The 17046-nt window shown below is 63.6% G+C and carries 17 protein-coding genes and 1 pseudogene; 5 read left to right on the forward strand and 13 right to left on the reverse strand.

Annotation, left to right across the window (positions count from 1 at the left end):
* Positions 1–183 precede the first annotated feature (183 nt).
* Entirely contained in the window at positions 184–591 is a 408-nt protein-coding gene (locus X751_RS153250) for a carboxymuconolactone decarboxylase family protein (RefSeq protein WP_023736013.1), read from the forward strand.
* A gap of 45 nt (positions 592–636) precedes the next feature.
* Here the strand turns inward: X751_RS153250 and X751_RS153245 are convergent, their stop codons facing one another.
* The 12 genes from X751_RS153245 to X751_RS153190 all read right to left on the reverse strand — a co-directional run bounded on the left by X751_RS153245 (position 637) and on the right by X751_RS153190 (position 11643).
* Positions 637–1524 carry an amidohydrolase gene (locus X751_RS153245; RefSeq protein WP_023687944.1) on the reverse strand — a complete coding sequence of 296 codons (888 nt, stop codon included), beginning with the start codon at positions 1522–1524 and terminating at the stop codon, positions 637–639.
* Positions 1524–2660: a VWA domain-containing protein gene (locus tag X751_RS153240; protein ID WP_023744553.1), complete on the reverse strand. Its 1137-nt coding sequence runs from the start codon at positions 2658–2660 to the stop codon at positions 1524–1526. Before X751_RS153240 ends, X751_RS153245 begins: the two co-directional genes overlap by 1 nt.
* Before the next feature lie 235 nt (positions 2661–2895).
* On the reverse strand, positions 2896–3780 hold the full coding sequence (locus X751_RS153235) for a MoxR family ATPase (RefSeq protein ID WP_023744554.1): 885 nt from the start codon (positions 3778–3780) through the stop codon (positions 2896–2898).
* Positions 3780–4784 (reverse strand): molybdopterin cofactor-binding domain-containing protein, encoded by a 1005-nt coding sequence (locus tag X751_RS1000000168450; protein WP_023690781.1) that lies wholly within the window; start codon positions 4782–4784, stop codon positions 3780–3782. The genes X751_RS153235 and X751_RS1000000168450 overlap by 1 nt, the downstream gene beginning before the upstream one ends.
* Before the next feature lies 1 nt (position 4785).
* Positions 4786–6153, reverse strand: coding sequence for a xanthine dehydrogenase family protein molybdopterin-binding subunit (locus X751_RS1000000168455; protein WP_023744555.1), 1368 nt, complete (start codon positions 6151–6153; stop codon positions 4786–4788).
* Between the two features lie 11 nt (positions 6154–6164).
* The gene (locus X751_RS153220) at positions 6165–6647 is read right to left on the reverse strand and encodes a (2Fe-2S)-binding protein (protein ID WP_023707708.1); all 483 of its coding nucleotides are present in this window, start codon (positions 6645–6647) and stop codon (positions 6165–6167) included.
* A gap of 60 nt (positions 6648–6707) precedes the next feature.
* The gene (locus tag X751_RS153215) at positions 6708–7502 is read right to left on the reverse strand and encodes an FAD binding domain-containing protein (protein ID WP_023744556.1); all 795 of its coding nucleotides are present in this window, start codon (positions 7500–7502) and stop codon (positions 6708–6710) included.
* Between the two features lie 16 nt (positions 7503–7518).
* Positions 7519–7962 carry an SRPBCC family protein gene (locus X751_RS153210; RefSeq protein WP_023673045.1) on the reverse strand — a complete coding sequence of 148 codons (444 nt, stop codon included), beginning with the start codon at positions 7960–7962 and terminating at the stop codon, positions 7519–7521.
* A gap of 112 nt (positions 7963–8074) precedes the next feature.
* The gene (locus X751_RS153205; RefSeq protein ID WP_023733130.1) at positions 8075–8902 is read right to left on the reverse strand and encodes an AraC family transcriptional regulator; all 828 of its coding nucleotides are present in this window, start codon (positions 8900–8902) and stop codon (positions 8075–8077) included.
* Between the two features lie 150 nt (positions 8903–9052).
* On the reverse strand, positions 9053–9823 hold the full coding sequence (locus X751_RS153200) for an SDR family oxidoreductase (protein ID WP_023712093.1): 771 nt from the start codon (positions 9821–9823) through the stop codon (positions 9053–9055).
* Between the two features lie 39 nt (positions 9824–9862).
* Complete coding sequence (locus X751_RS153195) at positions 9863–10861, reverse strand: ABC transporter permease (protein WP_023673048.1); 999 nt, start codon at positions 10859–10861, stop codon at positions 9863–9865.
* A gap of 41 nt (positions 10862–10902) precedes the next feature.
* Positions 10903–11643: an ATP-binding cassette domain-containing protein gene (locus tag X751_RS153190; RefSeq protein WP_023696206.1), complete on the reverse strand. Its 741-nt coding sequence runs from the start codon at positions 11641–11643 to the stop codon at positions 10903–10905.
* Positions 11644–12107: 464 nt separating this feature from the next.
* Between X751_RS153190 and X751_RS153185 the strand changes: the two genes are divergently transcribed.
* Both X751_RS153185 and X751_RS153180 read left to right on the forward strand, forming a co-directional pair.
* Positions 12108–13097 carry a sugar-binding protein gene (locus X751_RS153185; RefSeq protein WP_023673050.1) on the forward strand — a complete coding sequence of 330 codons (990 nt, stop codon included), beginning with the start codon at positions 12108–12110 and terminating at the stop codon, positions 13095–13097.
* 179 nt (positions 13098–13276) lie between these two features.
* Positions 13277–14059, forward strand: a complete 783-nt coding sequence (locus tag X751_RS153180; protein WP_023712091.1) for a FadR/GntR family transcriptional regulator — start codon at positions 13277–13279, stop codon at positions 14057–14059.
* A gap of 19 nt (positions 14060–14078) precedes the next feature.
* Here X751_RS153180 and X751_RS01000000163750 read toward each other — a convergent pair.
* Positions 14079–15093 (reverse strand): annotated as a pseudogene (locus X751_RS01000000163750) (NAD(P)-dependent oxidoreductase).
* 117 nt (positions 15094–15210) lie between these two features.
* On the opposite strand from X751_RS01000000163750, the gene X751_RS153175 reads away from it, so the two are divergent.
* Positions 15211–16101 carry an NAD(P)-dependent oxidoreductase gene (locus tag X751_RS153175; protein WP_023744557.1) on the forward strand — a complete coding sequence of 297 codons (891 nt, stop codon included), beginning with the start codon at positions 15211–15213 and terminating at the stop codon, positions 16099–16101.
* A gap of 118 nt (positions 16102–16219) precedes the next feature.
* Positions 16220–16996: a FadR/GntR family transcriptional regulator gene (locus tag X751_RS153170; protein WP_023725423.1), complete on the forward strand. Its 777-nt coding sequence runs from the start codon at positions 16220–16222 to the stop codon at positions 16994–16996.
* Positions 16997–17046 lie beyond the last annotated feature (50 nt).

Here is a 17046-nt window from a genome sequence, read left to right on the forward strand (position 1 = left end):
ATCCTCGGGTCTCCGCGACGGCGCTTCGCGCCTGCTTCGCCCGTGAATGACGAAGCTGAGATGCTTCGGCCAATCGCCATGGTTCTGTCAGCATCAAAAACTGAATCGGAATAGCCGGTTAGCCGCCCTTGCTCGAAACCTGATTCAACCACCTGATCCACCGATTCAACGAAAGGAAACGCCATGGCCGCCACAAAACTCCTCAGCGATGCCGAGGTCGAAAAAATCCCGGTTGCGAAGGCTGTGTTCGACGACATCCGCGCGACGCGCAAGTCGGACTTCGTCAACAATTTCTGGCGCGGGCTGGCCAACGATCCGGCCTTGCTGAAACGGACATGGGACCAGGTGAAAGTGGTGATGGCTACGGAAAGCGCCATCGATCCGCTGACCAAGGAGATGATCTACATCGCTGTGTCGACCGCCAATGGCTGTTCCTATTGCGTCCATTCGCATACGGCAGCTGCCCGCGCCAAAGGCTTGACCGATGCGCAGCATGGCGAGCTGGCGTCGATCATCGGGCTGGCCGGGCAGACCAACCATCTGGTGACTGCGATGCAGATTCCGGTCGATCCTGAGTTTGAAGTGAAGTGAGGGGCGGCTTTCGCTTCTCCCCTGTGGGAGAAGGGAAAGCGTGCGCTATGCCGGTCTGTAAACCTTCTCTGCTGTATTCCAAAAGATATCCGCTTCCGCCACCGGACCGTGCTTCGCCACGGCTGCACGATGCGCCTTGATCAGTTCGGCGTGGCTGGTCCAGAGCTTCTCTATCGGGAAGTTGGAGCCGAACATCAGGTGGTCAGCGCCCAGAATGTCGATCGCATTGTCGACGATGTAGGCAATCAACGCCGGATCGTTGCGGTGGGCGAAGGTGCCGAGGCCCGACAGCTTGGCGTAGAAGTTCGGCGCTGTTGATAGAGTACTCAGGCCGGCTTTCCAGGCCTCGGTGGTTTCCGGCTCCATGCCGGTCAGCATGCCGGCATGGGTGAGGATGAAGTTGATCTGCGGGTTCTCGCCGACCAGCGTCAGCCCGTCCTTCATCTGGGCAGGGAAAAGCTGCAGGTCGAAGGACAGGCCATAGTCTTTAAGCCGCGCGACATTGGCCCGCACCTTGGGGTCGATGACCTGATCGGCCGAGGCAGCGAAGCGGAAGGCCGGCGTCTCGTGCCAATGCAGCTGCATGCGCACGCCGCGCAGCAGCGGGTACTTTTTCAATCGATCGATCTGGGGCCGGACATCGTCGACAGTCATATCGGTATAGCCGACGATAGCGTGCGGCCAGCCGGTCTCGTCGGCAGTCTTCTGCAGGAAGGCGACTTCTTTTTCGAAATCCTCCTTGGCCCAGTTGGTCTGGACATAGACGGCCTTCTCGACACCTGCGCCTTGCTGATCGGCGAGAAATTCCTCGATCGGATAGTCGCGGCGAATCGGCTCGTAGGGGCCAAAAATGCGCGGCACCATCGGGCCGACCAGCCAGGGCTGATCCTGCTGGCGCCAGATGTGGAAATGCGCGTCGATGGCTTTCTGCATCACGATACCCTTTTCCAGATTGCCGACGCCGCCGGGGCCGGGCGGGCGAGCGACAGGATGAAATCGGTGAGGCTCCCGGGCGACGAGCCGTCGATGAGATCGTCGAGATCAGGCAGGATGGCGCGGAGTGCTGCCGTGGCGGGAAGGAAACGCGGGTCACCGGCCAGCGGTGTGGCCAGCGACAGGCGAAAGGCGCGGGCGCTCAGGCGGCGTATCGCGGTCTCGAGATCGGCATGGTCGCCGCGCTCCAGCGCGTCCGACAGGATGATCACAGCGGCACCGCGCGTGAAGGCCGAGAACCGCGGCACCGAGAGGAAGGCGAGCAGGGTCGGTCCCATGCGCGTGCCGCCGTCCCAGTCGTCTACGAGTGCCGCCGCGCGGGCGAGAGCCTGGTCGCGATCGCGGATACGCAGTGCGGACGTGATTCGGGTGAGCTGCGTGCCGAAGGTGAAGATTTCGGCACGGTCAGCACCTTGTACGGCGGCGTGCGCCAATTTGAGATAATCCGATGTGTGCAGCTTCATCGAGCCGGAGACGTCGATGAGGATCAGCAGTTTGCGCGGCACCGTCTGGCGGCGGCGGAGCTGCGGCGAGGGGATATCGCCATCGGCGCTGACGATTTCCCTGAGCGAGCGGCGCAGGTCGAGCTTGCCGCGCGAATGGGTGCGCACGGTGCGGAATGAGCGGCGCGCGGGGAGGGCAGCCGACAGCTTGCGGCGAAAGGCGGTCAGCCTGTCATCGTCGCGCTGAAAATCGCGCGTGCTCAGTTGCTCCAGGCCCGACGACAGCTCGCCGCCTTTCTCCTGGCGCGTCGTCTGTTTCTCCTCCTGGCGCGTGCCGTAATCGTCTTTGATGCGGGTTTCCTCGTCTTCCTCGCCTTCGATCGAGGGTTGGCCATCGCCATGGAAGTGATTGCGAAAATGCGCCTCGAATTCGCCGCGGCGATCGGGCGGGGGGGCAAGCGTTGCGAGCGCCGCCTCGCGGATGTCGGCCATGGAGCGCGGGCCGAGCAGGGTTATGGCCTGCATGAAGCTGCAGACCTGCTCGGGGGCGACGGCAAAGGCGTGGCGGCGCAGCAGCCGGGCGAAGTCGAGGAAGGGCGCGGAGGCGAGAGGAAGGGTTCCCTGACGCATCATTCCTTCGCGCCCCCCTCTGTCCTGCCGGACATCTCCCCCACAAGGGGGGAGATCAGCAGCTTTGGCGCTTCGGTTCTTTCTGCGCCGCTGGAGATTGGCGAAAGCCAGGATGACGGCTGATCTCCCCCCTTGTGGGGGAGATGTCCGGCAGGACAGAGGGGGGCGCTGTCCCGCCAGCGTTGCAGAGTGCCCAGGTGAGGCCACCTCGCTGTGAACGAGCTGTTGACCTCACACGTCACCCCAGCGCCTCCTCGACGATGGCACCAAGCTCCGGCGCGATCGCGGACAAATCCTCCTCGTCCTTGATCAGCACGCCGATGGCGCGGCGGAAGGCTTGCGGCCATGGGCTGCCGCCTTTCTCCAGTATGGTGGCGGCGTTGGCCCATTCGACGGCCTCGGAGATGCCGGGCGGCTTGGCCAGCGGGCGGACGCGGATCTCCTGCACAGCGGCCGCCACGGCGCGGGCGGTGGTCTCGGCGACATCGCCGGCGCGCAGCATGATGATGGCGGCTTCGCGCTCGGCGTCGGGATAGCCGATCCAGTGATAGACGCAACGCCGACGCAGCGCCTCCGCCAGTTCGCGGGTTCGGTTCGAGGTCAGGATGACGATCGGCTGCGCCTCGGCGCGGATCGTGCCGCGCTCAGGGATGCTGATCTGGAAGTCGGAGAGGAATTCGAGAAGCAGCGCTTCGAATTCGTGGTCGGAGCGGTCGATCTCGTCGACCAGCAGCACGCGCTGCTCCGGCGCCCGCAGCACCTGCAGCAATGGCCGCGCGATCAGAAAGCGGTCGTCATAGATGTCGATCTCATGCTCGCCGGCATGGCGGATGGCGAGCAGCTGGCGCTGGTAGTTCCATTCGTAGAGCGCGTGTGCTGCGTCGATGCCTTCATAGCATTGCAGCCGCACCAGATCGCGGCCGAGGGCTTCGGCGATGGCCTTCGCCGCTTCCGTCTTGCCGACGCCCGGCGCGCCTTCGAGCAGCAGCGGTTTGCCCAGCCGTATCGCCAGGAAGATCGCGGTTGCGAGGCTGTCGTCGGCGAGATAACGCGACGCGGCGAGATGGGACGCCACCGCCTCCGGCGAGGTCGCGACAGTCTCTGCGTTCACCTCTGGCGTCATCAGTTCGCCGCTTGCGCCTTCAGCGCGCGCAATATGCGCTCCGGTGTGATCGGCAGCGTGTCGATGCGCACGCCGACGGCGTCGAAGACGGCATTGGCAACCGCGGGGATCTGCGGGTTCGCGCACATTTCGCCTGGCCCTTTGGCACCGTAAGGACCATCCGCCGACGGCCGCTCCAGCACGATGATCTCGGTTTGGGCGAGATCGCCCGGTCCCGGCATCAGATACTGGTTGAAGTCGGTGCCGCCATGGTCGCGGTTGGGATAATAGGGCTCGGTCGTTTCGTAGAGCGCGTGGCTGATGCCCATCCAGGAACCGCCGACCAGTTGCTGCTCGACCATTTTCGGGTTCAGCGCGCGGCCGATCTCAAAGACGTTCTTCACGGTCAGCACCGTAACCTCGCCCGTCTCGTCATCGACCTCGACCTCGGCCACCGTGCAGGCATGGGCGTAGCAGGTCGACGGCTTCATCGCGCCGGTCTCTTTCTCCGGATAGGAGCGCGGGATTAGGAACATGCCGCGGCCTGAGATCGAGCGGCCACGCTTGAAATGAGCCGACAGCGCGACATCGAAGATCGAGATCGACTTTTGCGGCGCGCCCTTGACCAGAATGTTGCCCTCGCCATCAGTTTCGAGATCGGAGGCGTTCACCTCCAGCTCTTCCGCCGCCACTTCCAGCATCACCTGGCGCGCTTCCTTGGCCGCCTGGATGACGGCGTTGCCGGCGCGGTGGGTGCCGCGCGAGGCGAAGGTGCCCATGCAGTGCGGACCGGTGTCGGTGTCGGCGGTGTCGATGGTAACCCGGTCCGTCGGCACGCCGATGGTCTCGGCGCAGATCTGCGCCATGATCTGCTTCAAGCCCTGACCGAGATCGACGCTGGAAAGCGTCACCATGAAATTGCCGGTCGGCGTCGAATGCACCAGCGCCTGCGTCGGGTCGCCGCCAAGGTTCATGCCCGTCGGGTAGTTGATCGCGGCGACGCCGCGTCCGCGCCTTATCGCCATCTCAAGCTCCCTCCGTGTAGGAGGACATCGCCATATACTTCTCCGCCACCGGCCAGTTGGCGGCGCGCGACGCCTCCTGCATGCACTCGATCAGCGCCGCCCCTTCGGTCGGCTGGCGATGCGCCTTCATGTCGCCATCGCGATAGGCGTTGATGAAGCGGAATTCGAGCGGGTCCATGCCGATCAGCCGCGCCAGCTTGTCCATCTGCACCTCAAGCGCGAAGTCGCCGATGGTGACGCCGAAGCCGCGCATGGCGGAGGAGGGGGTGCGGTTGGTGTAGACGCAATAAGTGTCGATCCAGACATTGGGAATGGTGTAGGGCCCGGGATAGTGCGCCGCTCCCTTCTGCGCGCCATAAGGCGAGTGGCGCGAATAGGCGCCGGCATCGGTGTAGCCGGTCACCTTGCGCGCAACGATGCGGCCGTCGTTCATCACGCCGTCCTTGACGATTATCTTTTCGGCGGCGCGCGGCGAGGAGATCTGCATCTCCTCCTCGCGGCTATAGACGAAACAGACTGGGCGTCCGGTTTGTTTAGCGCCAAGAATGGCGATCGGCTCGACGATGACGTCGACCTTGCCGCCAAAGCCGCCGCCGACAGTGCCGCCGACGAAATGCAGTTTTGAGCCGGGCATCTGCAGGATGATCGAGGCGTTGTCGAGGGTGAAGAACATCGCCTGGGTGTTGGTGTAGCAGGTGAAGCGGTCATTGCCTTCGGGCACCACGACGCAACCGGTGGTCTCGGTCGGCGCATGCTCGATGGGCGAGGATTGATAACTCTGTTCGAGGATGTGGTCGGCGCCGGCGAAGCTCGCCTCGACATCGCCGAAGCGCACCTTGCGGCATTCGCCGCTGTCATAGAGATAATAGTTCTGGCCGTGATATTCGTTGACCAAAGGCGCGCCAGGCTTCAGCGCTTCTTCCATGTCGAAGACGGCCGGCAGCACCTCGTAGTCGACCTTGACCTTGGCTGCCGCTTCCTGAGCCGCGCGCTCGGTCTCGGCCAGCACCGCCACCACCGCCTCGCCCTTCCAGCGTACCTTGCCGTCGGCCAGCACCGTCTCGTCTTCCGGTCCGACCTGGATCAGGATCAGGATGGTGTAGACATTGTGCGGCACATCCTTGGCGGTGAGGATTTTCACCACGCCGGGATGCTTCTCCGCTTCGGAAGTGTCGATCGAACGGATGCGGGCATGGTGGTGCGGACTGCGCACCATTTTCAGGTGAAGCATATTCGGGACGTTGCGGTCGGCGAAATAGGCGGTCTTGCCCGTCACATGACCCGGCGAATCCAGCCGCGGCCGCCCATGGCCGATCTCGTGCAGGCCGTCCTTGCGCTGATCGGCGAAATAGTTTTTGCGCAGTTCCATTCTTTTGGTCCTTAGGCCGCGTTCTGCGAATTGGCTCGGGCCGTCGTCAGCACCGCCTCGATGATCGGCTCGTAGCCGGTGCAGCGGCAGATGTTGCCGGACAGCGCCTCGATCACGTCCTCGCGGCTCGGATTGGGCGTGTGGTCGAGCAGCACCTTGGCGGCCATGATCATGCCCGGCGTGCAGAAGCCGCATTGCGTGGCGAAGGCGTCGAGGAAGGCACGCTGCAGCGGATGCAGGACGCCGGCCTCGGCGAGGCCCGATGTGGTGCGGATGTCGGCGCCGCTGCAGGTCTCGGCCACGGTCAGGCAAGAGAGCCGGAGTTCGCCGTCGATGATCACCGAGCAGGCGCCGCAGGTGCCCTGGTGGCAGCCGCCCTTGGGCGAGGTGTCGCCGATCTTGTCGCGCAGCGCGTGCAGCAGCGTCGTGCCGCTGTCGACAAATTCGGCCTTCTCCGAGCCGTTGAGCGTGAACTGAACCGGAACCTTTGCCATGTTTTCCTCCCAGCGCGCCTGCCCGATTGATCGGACAGACGCGCGCCCCCCAAGCGGTGGTTAAGTAAGCAGCAGCCGGCCGAGATGGACCGGGAGAACCTCGGCGCGATACCAGGCGCTGGCGATCGGATCGGTGATTGGCGAAGTGCCTTCACCGGCTGCAGCCAGCGCCGCTGCGACGCCGTCCTGGTCAAGCCTGCTGCCGATCAGTGCCTTTTCCGCAGCGCGGGCGCGCATCGGCCGGTCTGCCATGCAGCCGAGCGCGATCCGCGCCGAGGAGACAGTGCCGTCGCCGGCCTGTTCGAGAACGGCGGCGATGCTGAGCACGGAGACGCCCTTCGGCTTGACCCGCGACACTTTCAGAAAGCGGAAATTCTCGGCCTTCGGCAGCGCGAAGGCGACTGACGTGACGATGGCGCGGCTGCCGTCCCGCCTGGCCAGAAAATCCTCGACAGGCAATTCCCCATCATCGGTGCCGACCGTCGCATCCAACGCCAGCAGGGCGACAGCGAAATCACCGTAGGGCGCGGGTGCGAACAGATTGCCGCCGACAGTCGCCATATTGCGGATCGCCGGGCCGCCGACGGCGCGTGCGGCCTTGGACAGCGCCGCAAGCTCCGGATGGCGGGCGATAGCCGCCATCGTCACCGAGGCGCCTATGCGGACCTTGCCGCCGGCAACGGTAATCTCGGAAAGGGTCGGATCGGTCGAGCGGACGAGGCCGGTGACGGAGACATCGCCTTCATTGGCGGCACGCACGACCAGCGTGCCGCCGCCGAGATAGCGGGTGCCGGGCGCCTTCAGCGCCGCGTTGGCATCCCTGACGGCCGAAAAGGTCTGGAGGGCAAGCGCCATGGCAGTCTCCCCTGGTTCAGCTCTGGCCAGAAAAATGGCTCTTCAACGCATTGAAGCCACCCTGGAAGACATTGGCGGCCATGCCGGCGGCGATCTTGTCGGCCTCTTCGGGCGCCGCGTCGAAAGTTGCTGTCCATTCGGCATAGGTGCGGTCGCCGTCGGTAACGCGGCGCAATTGCAGCGTCGCTTTGTGATTGGTCAACGGCTGCGGCGTCTCCAGGATGGAGTAGCTGACGCGGAAATTCGCGTCGGAGAAGTCGAGCAGTTTTTCGCGGATACGCGCGCCGCTGGCGAGCTCGAAATTACGCACGCAGCCGATGGTTTCGGCGCTCTTGCCGTCTTCGATATGGCTCTTGACCATGCGCGGATGCCAGCCCGGCAGGCCGTTGAAGTCGCGTATGCGCGCCCAGACCTTTTCGACCGGCGCGTCGATGACGCTGGAGACGGTGACTTCAGCCATATGATCATTCCCCTACGAATTCGATACGCAGCAGGGTAGGGCGGCGGGCGGTGCTGCGCTTATCAATGGGTCTTGCGGCCCTATCAAGGAGTCTGAAAAACGAACGGCCCGTTCAGGCCATGGCACGCGCCGCTTCGCGGTAAAGCGTCGGCGGCACGCCGACATGGTCGCGGAAGAAGCGCGAGAAATTGCCCTGGGTGGTGAAGCCGAGATTGCAGGCGACCGAGATCAGCGGTTCCTGCGACCACTGCAGCTGCCGCACGGCTTCCTCCATGCGCAGCGTGTTCCAGTAGACATTGGGCGTCAGATTGGTCTGTTCCTTGAATAAAGCAAAGAAGTGCGGCCGCGACAGACCGACACTGCGGGCGACGTCGTCGAACGAGATGCGTTCGCAGACATTGGCCTTCATCAGCTGGATTGCCTTGCGGACGCGAAAGTCCTGCATTGTGTTGACCCGGATGCGCGCCTCCTGCGGCGCCGAGGCGTCGGCGGCGTCGAGCACGCTATCGATGAAGCGCTCGATCTCGTAATTGGCGACGTCGTCGATGCTTTCATTATCGCTCAAATGGTCGAGCAGGTTGGCGGCGGCCTGGTGCAGCCAGGGTTCGAGGGTGATTGCAGCCTGTGCAAACAACGGCGCCGACGAAGGCAGGTCGCGGCGCCGGCGCGCCCAATCCGGATCGATGTAGAAGGCGAGGAACAGGCCGGGCCTGCCGTTCTGCGACAGAATGTGGCTGTGCGGCTGGTAGGAATTGATGCCGGCGGCGGTGCCGGGACCCAGCGGCACCGTCTCGCGGCCGACGGTCATCTCGCCGGCCGTGCCTTCCAGCCAGATGATGATGTGGGCCTCGACATGCGCATGGGTGACGAAGTCGCTGGCGACATTCAGGACAGAAACATGTCCGAACCGGCCCCAATAGAGCCTGATCGCGTCCGTCATGGGTTATACCTCCCGCAGACGACTGGCCTCCCTTCGCCTGCGACGGGATTGTGCGGCTGAGTTCGGGCTCGCGTCAAGGCGCGGGGCGAAAGCCGCTGTGTGCTGCCGGCCGTAGTGGTGGATTTTCAGACTGAGCGATAGGGTTTCCCGTCAAACCGAAGCCGTCATGCCGCCGTCGACATAGAGCGTATGGCCGTTGACGAAGGACGAGGCGTCGGAGGCGAGGAACACGGCGGCGCCGATCAGTTCGTCGACATACCCCCAGCGGCCGGCCGGCGTGCGCTTTTCCAGCCAGGCGGAGAATTCCTGGTTGTCGACCAGCGCCTGGTTCATCTCGGTGCGGAAATAGCCGGGGGCGATGGCATTGATCTGCAAGCCGTATTTCGCCCAGTCGGTGCACATGCCGCGTGTCAAATTGCGGATTGCGCCCTTGGTGGCCGTATAGGGCGCGATGTTGGGCCGGGCGAGTTCGCTCTGCACCGAGCCGATGTTGATGATCTTGCCCTTGCCGCGCGCGATCATGTTGCGGGCGACCGCCTTGCCGGCATGGAAGGCGCCGGAGACATTGGTCTTGAACAGCCGCTCCCACTGCTCCTCGGGAAAGTCCTCGAGCGGGGCGCGAAACTGCACGCCGGCATTGTTGATCAGGATGTCGATGGCGCCGATCTCGGCCTCGATGCGGGCGACATCGGCATCGACCGCGCGAAAATCAGTCACGTCGAAGGTCGAGGGGTGCGCTTTGAAGCCGGCGTCGCGCAAGCCGGCGACGGCCCCGGCAACCTTGCCGGCATCGCGGCCGTTGAGCACGACACTTGCGCCATGCTCGGCAAGGCCGCGCGCCAGCGCCAGGCCGATGCCTTGGCCGGAGCCGGTGATCAGCGCCAACCGCCCGTTGAGGTCGAACAGGGATTTCGATGTCAAAGCAACGGTTTCCAGCCGGAAGATTCAGTCCAAAAACATTCAGTCATTGCGCCTGAAGTTGCGGATCCGGTCGAACAGCACCGCGAGCAGGATGGCGCCGCCGATGAACACGCCTTGCCAGAAAGCATTGATGCCGAGCAGACCAAGGCTGTTGCGGATCACTTCGATGAGCGCGGCACCGACAATGGCGCCGAAAGCGGTGCCGACGCCGCCGGCGAGATTGGCGCCGCCGATCACGGTGGCGGCGATGACCTGCAGTTCCATGCCGGTTCCGAGATTGGTGGTGACGGCACCCAGCCATCCGGTCTGGATGATGCCGGCAATTCCCGCCGCCAGCGCCGAGATCATATAGACGGCGACCTTGATCTGCTTGACGGGAACGCCGGTCAGCGTCGCCGCGTGCTCATTGCCGCCAATGGCGAAGATGTGGCGGCCAAACTTGGTCCAGCGCAGCGTGAATCCGGTGATCAGCGCCAGAAGGATCATGTAGAGGACCGGATTGGCGATGCCGAACACCCACGCGCCGCCGCCCAGCGCCAGAAGCTTGTCGTGATCCGGGCCGAACTGGAAGACGACGGTGTTGTTGGAGGCGACCATGGCCAGGCTGCGGGCAATCGACAGCATGCCGAGCGTCACCACGAAGGGTGGAAAGCCGAGATAGGCGATCATGATGCCGTTGAAGGCGCCTATGGCGAGCGCGGTGGCGATCGAGGCGAGGATGCCGACTTCTATGGAGTAGCCGGCATGCATGGTGACGGCCAGCACCATCGACGACAGGCAGAGCACCGAACCGACCGACAGGTCGATGCCACCTGTGATGATGACGAAGGTCATGCCGAGCGCGATGATGGCGACGAAGGTGATGTTGCGAGTGATGTTATAAAGGTTCTTCGACGTGGCGAAGGCGTCGGTGGCAAAAGACAGGAACAGGCAGGCCAGGATGACCGCGATCACCACCCAGAAGGTCTGGCTGGCAAACAGTCTTGCCGGCAAGGATTGCTGCTTTTGTTCGATCGGCTGGTCAATTGTCAGTGCCATCGTCGACCTTCATGTGCTGTGCGTGGTGAAATTCGCTGAGATCAAACCTGTTCGATGGCGCCGGTGATCAGCCCGGTGACTTCCTCGGGCGAACTTGACGCAATCGTCTTGTCGGCGACCTTGCGGCCGCGCCGCATGACGATGACGCGGTCGGCGACGGTGAACACGTCAGGCATGCGGTGGCTGATCAGCACCACTGCGATGCCCTGGTCGCGCAAATGGCGGATCAGGTTCAGCACTTCGGCGACCTGGCGCACCGAGATCGCGGCCGTCGGTTCGTCCATCAACACGATCTTGGCCTGCGACAGCATGGTGCGGGCAATCGCTACTGCCTGGCGCTGGCCGCCCGACATCTGCTTGACGAGGTCGCGCGGACGGGTCTCGGACTTCAACTCGGCGAAGAGCTGGCCGGCGCGCTTGTACATGGCGGCATAGTCGAGGATGCGTAAAGGGCCGACGCCGCGGCGCAATTCACGGCCGAGATAGACATTGGCGGCAGCGGTCAGATTGTTGCACAGCGCCAGGTCCTGGTGGACGATCTCGATGCCGTGCTGGCGAGCTTCGGCCGGCTTGTGCAGGATCAACTCCTTGCCGTCCATGCGCATGACGCCATGGCTGGGGCGGAAATTGCCGGCGATCATCTTGACCAGCGTCGACTTGCCGGCGCCGTTGTCGCCCATGAGGCCGACCACCTGTCCGGGCTCGATCGACAGCGATACGTCGTTGACCGCCTGGATGGCGCCGAAATGCCTCGAGATGTTGGTGAGTTCGAGAACCGCCACCAGTCTTTGCCTCCCCGTGTTTGCGACCCGCTGCTGTTCCCGGCGTGAATGCCGGCGCTGCTTTGGCCCCGCTCTCCCCATCTCCTCCCGGAAACAGCGTCAGCGTTCTTTTACGCAAAAGCCGGCGCTCGTCAATCAATTGTCGGACGAATTGAAGCCTTGGTTATCCAAAAATCCGTTTTGTAGGACAAATAGCATTGACGTTGGCCGCAAGCCGATATTAGCTAAGCGTCGGAGGAGATTATGCCGATGCCGCTGGCGGTTAGCCGGGCGGAATCGGCGGAGGTTTATCGGTCGAGGTTGCGGCGCCACCCATGTGTTGAGCCGGCCAATGCCGCATCTGGAAATGCTTATCGATCTGTCTTGGCGACACGAGTGCTCGTGAAACGAACCTCGGTCATTAAGCATCCGGTCGATCTGTGTGGCGGGCACGCCGTGTCCGTCTGTTTCAAGGGAGGACTGACATGAGGAAAACACTTTTGCTCGCCGCCGTCGCCGCCATGGCGCTGGGCGCCGGGCCGGCTTTGGCCAAGAAACAGCTCGTCATCGTGGTGAAGGGTCTCGACAATCCATTCTTCGAAGCCATCCACCAGGGCTGCGAGAAATGGAACAAGGAAAATGCCAGCTCGGAATATGAATGCTTCTACACCGGCCCGGCATCGACCTCCGACGAGGCCGGCGAGGCGCAGATCGTTCAGGACATGCTGAGCAAGGCCGACACGGTGGCAATGGCGATTTCGCCATCCAACGCGCCGCTGATCGCGCAGACGATCAAGACCGCCAATCCGACGATCCCGATCATGACGCTCGACGCCGATCTCAGCAAGGAAGATGCCGCGCTGCGCAAGACCTATCTCGGCACCGACAATTATTTGATGGGTCACAAGATCGGCGAGTACATCAAGAAGGGCAAGCCGAACGGCGGCACGATCTGTACCATCGAAGGCAATCCCGCGGCCGACAACATCCTGCGCCGGGCGCAGGGCATGCGTGACGCGCTGTCGGGCAAGGAAGGCCTGGCGGCACTTGCCGGCGAAGGCGGCTGGACCGAAGTTGCCGGTTGCCCGGTGTTCACCAATGACGACGGCGCCAAGGGCGTGCAGGCGATGACCGACATCCTCGCCGCCAACCCCAAGCTCGACGCCTTCGGCATCATGGGCGGCTGGCCGCTGTTTGGCGCACCGCAGCCCTATCGTGACTTGTTCGGGCCGCTCAAGGACCGCATCGCCAGCAACGACTTCGTCATCGGCGCCGCCGACACGATCGGCGATGAAGTGGCGATCGCCCGTGACGGCCTTGTGACCGCTCTGGTCGGTCAGCGGCCGTTCGAAATGGGCTACAAGGCACCATCGGTGATGATCGATCTGGTCGAAGGCAAGGCCGTCGCCGATCCGGTGTTCACCGGCCTCGACGAATGCACCAAGGACACGGTCGACACCTGCATCCAGAAGTAGGTTCTCGATTTCGGGGCGCCCTTTGACGGGCGCCCCGTCTCTTCCCGAACGGACGCAACGGTTGGGGCAGCAGGCTCCGGCTTTGACGCGCTTGTAGTTTGGATTTTCGGCAACGAGATCGGCGCGCCGTGCAGGTTCGGACCAGTCCGGACGCAGACGGCCGACGCATTGGAACGTGAATGCCGGACGAGAAATCAAAGAAGCGAGCCGAGCGGGCCAAGGCACAAGCCAGCCGCGGTCCGGCTGTCATGCGCAGGGCCGGTGCCGCGCATTTTCCGGGAGCGAGCGTCCATGTCTCGCTGGCCGGCGAGATCGGCCTCAGAATCGTGCGTGGCGACTATCCGCCCGGCACCATTCTGCCCAACGAGGCCAAATGGGCCGAGACCTTCGATGTCAGTCGTTCGGCGGTGCGCGAAGCCATCAAGATGCTGATGGCCAAAAGCCTGCTGGCTTCACGGCCCAAGATCGGCAGCTGGGTCGAGCCCAGGGAACGCTGGAACCTGCTCGACCGCGATGTGCTGGCCTGGTACGCGACCGGGCCGGACCGGGAGGCCTTCCTGCGCACGGTGCAGGAGTTCCGTCACATCATCGAGCCGGAAGCGTCGGCCTTTGCCGCCACGCGGCGCAGCGACGAGCAGATGGACGAGATCAGCCAGGCCTGTCGTGAGATGGGCGAGGCTCTGAACCTGCAGGAGCGTATCCGCGCCGATACGCGTTTTCACCTCGCCATACTACGCGCCTCGGGCAACGATCTGCTGGTGCCGCTTGGCGTTCTGATCGAGTCGGCGCTCGATCATCTCTTTGTCTTCGTCACACGCGAGACCAGCGATCAGCGGCGGGCGCAGGCGCTGCATGAGGCGATCGAGAAGAACATCCGCCTGCAGCGCCCTGCGGCCGCGCGCAATGCGGTGCACAAACTGCTCGCCAACACCGACGATGTTATCGGCCGGTCGAGGCGCTGACACAGGCTTTTCGCCGCCTTCAAATCGTCTGCTTCTTGCCGTCCTTGCTGGGCATCAGGTCGACGCCGTTGACCTTGCCGATATATGTCGCCAGCATCGGCACGAATTGCTCGGCCGGGCCAGTGGCATAGGCACCGGCGAAGGAGTTCTTGGTGGCGTTGCCGAGCGGGTTGGCGATGCCGGCCGCACCCGCCATCGATTCCAGATAGGTCAGGTCCTTGAAGGCGTTGGCGATGGTGAATTTATGTGCGTCGCGGTCGCCCTCCAGCGTCCAGCGCATGAAGGTCTGGTAGAACCCGCAATCCATGCGGCCGTTGCGGATGACGCTGTCGAAACGCGGTGGCGAGATGCCGACCTTTTCGGCCAGCGCCAGCGCCTCGGAATAGATCGCGGCATAGCCCAGCGAGATGAAGTTGTTGAGCAGCTTCATGCGGTGGCCGTCACCGGTATCGCCAATATGGACGATGCGGCCGGCCCAGGTTTCGATGACCGGCTTCACACGGGCAAACAGCGCGTCGGGCGCGCCGACCATGGCGTCGAGCGTGCCTTCCCAGGCTTCCTTCGGGGTGCGGCTGAGCGGTGCATCGACGAAGTCGACGCCGATCTCCTTCAGTTCCGCCGCCAGCGCCACCGTCGAGACCGGATCGGCGGTCGAGCAGTCGACGACGACCGANGCCGATCTCCTTCAGTTCCGCCGCCAGCGCCACCGTCGAGACCGGATCGGCGGTCGAGCAGTCGACGACGACCGAACCCTTCTTCAAGCCCTCCTTGAGGCCGCCGGGGCCGCGGATGATGGCTTCCACTTCGCGCGAGCCGGTGACGCAGATGAAGACGATGTCGGACGCCGCCGCCACGTCGCGCGAAGTCGCCGCCTCCTTGGCGCCCCGGCCAATCAGGTCCTCCGCCGGCTTGCGGTTCTTGCGGCCGAGGAAGGTCAGGCCATAGCCCTTGTCGACGATGTTCTTGGCAATGCCGTGCCCCATCAGGCCAAGGCCGATAAAGCCGATCTTTTCGCTCGCGGCGGTCGTGGTCATGTCTTGAAGTCCTGTTGCGATGATTGATATTGGGCGCCGCCGTCTGGCGGGCGAGGGTGGTTGCGGAATGCCATATTGTCTGACAATACACGGAAATCCTAGGCATTGGAGACGAAAATGACGAAGCGGATCATGTTCACCGGCGGCAGCGGCAAGGCCGGTCGCCATGTCGTGCAATATCTGGTCGAACAGGGCTGCCAGGTGCTCAACATCGACACCAAGCCGCTCGACAATCCCAAGGTGCGCACGCTGATCACCGACATCACCGACAGCGGCCAGGTGTTCAACGCGCTGTCGAGCTATATGGGCCTGCATGAATTCGACCCGTCGCTGCGGCCGCAGCCGGTCGATGCCGTGGTGCATTTCGCCGCCATACCGCGCATCATGATCACGACCGACAATGAGGTGTTCCGCATCAATGCGATGGGCACCTACAACGTCATCGAGGCGGCGGTGAAGCTTGGCATCCCCAAGGTGGTGATCGCGTCCAGCGAGACCACCTACGGCGTGGTGTTCGCCAATGAACCGCGCGACCCCAAATATTTTCCCCTCGATGAAGAATACGACGTCGATCCGATGGACAGCTATGCTCTGTCCAAGGTCGTCAACGAGCACACGGCGCGCGCCTTTGCGCAGCGCAACGGCACCGATATCTATGCCTTGCGCATCGGCAACGTCATCGAGCCGCACGAATATTCGCTGTTTCCGAAGTGGTTTGCCGATCCGGGCTTTCGCAAGCGCATCGCCTGGAGCTATGTCGACGCGCGCGATCTCGGCCAGATCACGCTGCGCGCCGTTGAAACGGACGGGCTCGGCTTCCAGGTGTTCAACGCCGCCAATGACGACACCTCGTCCGACCTGCCGACGGCCGAACTTTTGAAGCGGTTTTACCCCGACGTGCCGGTCAAAGCGGATCTCGGCGAATATGAAACGCTGCTCTCGAACCGCAAGGCCAGGGACATGCTCGGCTTCCGTCCCGAGCACAGCTGGCGCAAATACGTCAAATAGGGCTGGCAAATTGGGCTTTGGGGCAAGGTTGTAACCTGATCTGTGCACAGGCGCAGGCTTTGCCGTCTGCGCCCGGCACTCTGCTTGACAGCTTTCGAAATCCGGACTTTGTGGAGGCATGAGGGACGGAAAGCCGAATAAGGGAACGAAGCCTGAAAAGGGGGCATCCGCCGAGCGCCCGGCGGCCCTTCGCCGGGCTGACGCGACCCGGATGCCCGGCACCAGCGTGCATGCGTCACTGGCCAGCGAAATCGGGCTTCGGATCGTGCGCGGCGACTATCCGCCGGGCACCATCCTGCCCAATGAAGCCAAATGGTCCGAAACCTTCAACGTCAGCCGCTCGGCGGTGCGTGAGGCGATCAAGATGCTGATGGCCAAAAGCCTTCTGGCATCGCGCCCCAAGATCGGCAGCTGGGTGGAGCCCAGGGAGCGCTGGAACCTGCTCGATCGCGATGTGCTCGCCTGGTACGCGACCGCGCCCGACCGTGAGGTGTTCCTGAAGACGGTGCAGGAATTCCGCCATATCATCGAGCCAGAAGCGACTGCCTTCGCCGCCATGCGACGCACCGAGGAGCAGATGGCCGAGATCAGCCAGGCCTGCCGCGAGATGGGCGAGGCGCCGAGCCTGCAGGAGCGCACGCGCGCCGATACGCGTTTCCATCTGGCCATCCTGCGCGCCTCCGGCAACGATCTGCTGGTGCCGCTCGGCGTGCTGATCGAATCCGCCTTCGATCATCTGTTCACCTATACGACGCGCGAACTCGACGATCTGCAGCATGCACAGCAACTGCACGAGGCGATCGAGAAGGCCATCCGCCTGCAGCGGCCGGAGGCGGCCCGCAACGCGGTGCGCAAGCTGCTCGCCAATACCGACGGCGTCATCAACACCCGGTAGGATATGCTGATATTCAGGTGAGGCCGGCCTGCAAACGCCGGCTTGCGCGC

This window comes from Mesorhizobium sp. LNJC394B00, from assembly GCF_000502555.1.
Taxonomy (GTDB): Bacteria; Pseudomonadota; Alphaproteobacteria; order Rhizobiales; family Rhizobiaceae; genus Mesorhizobium.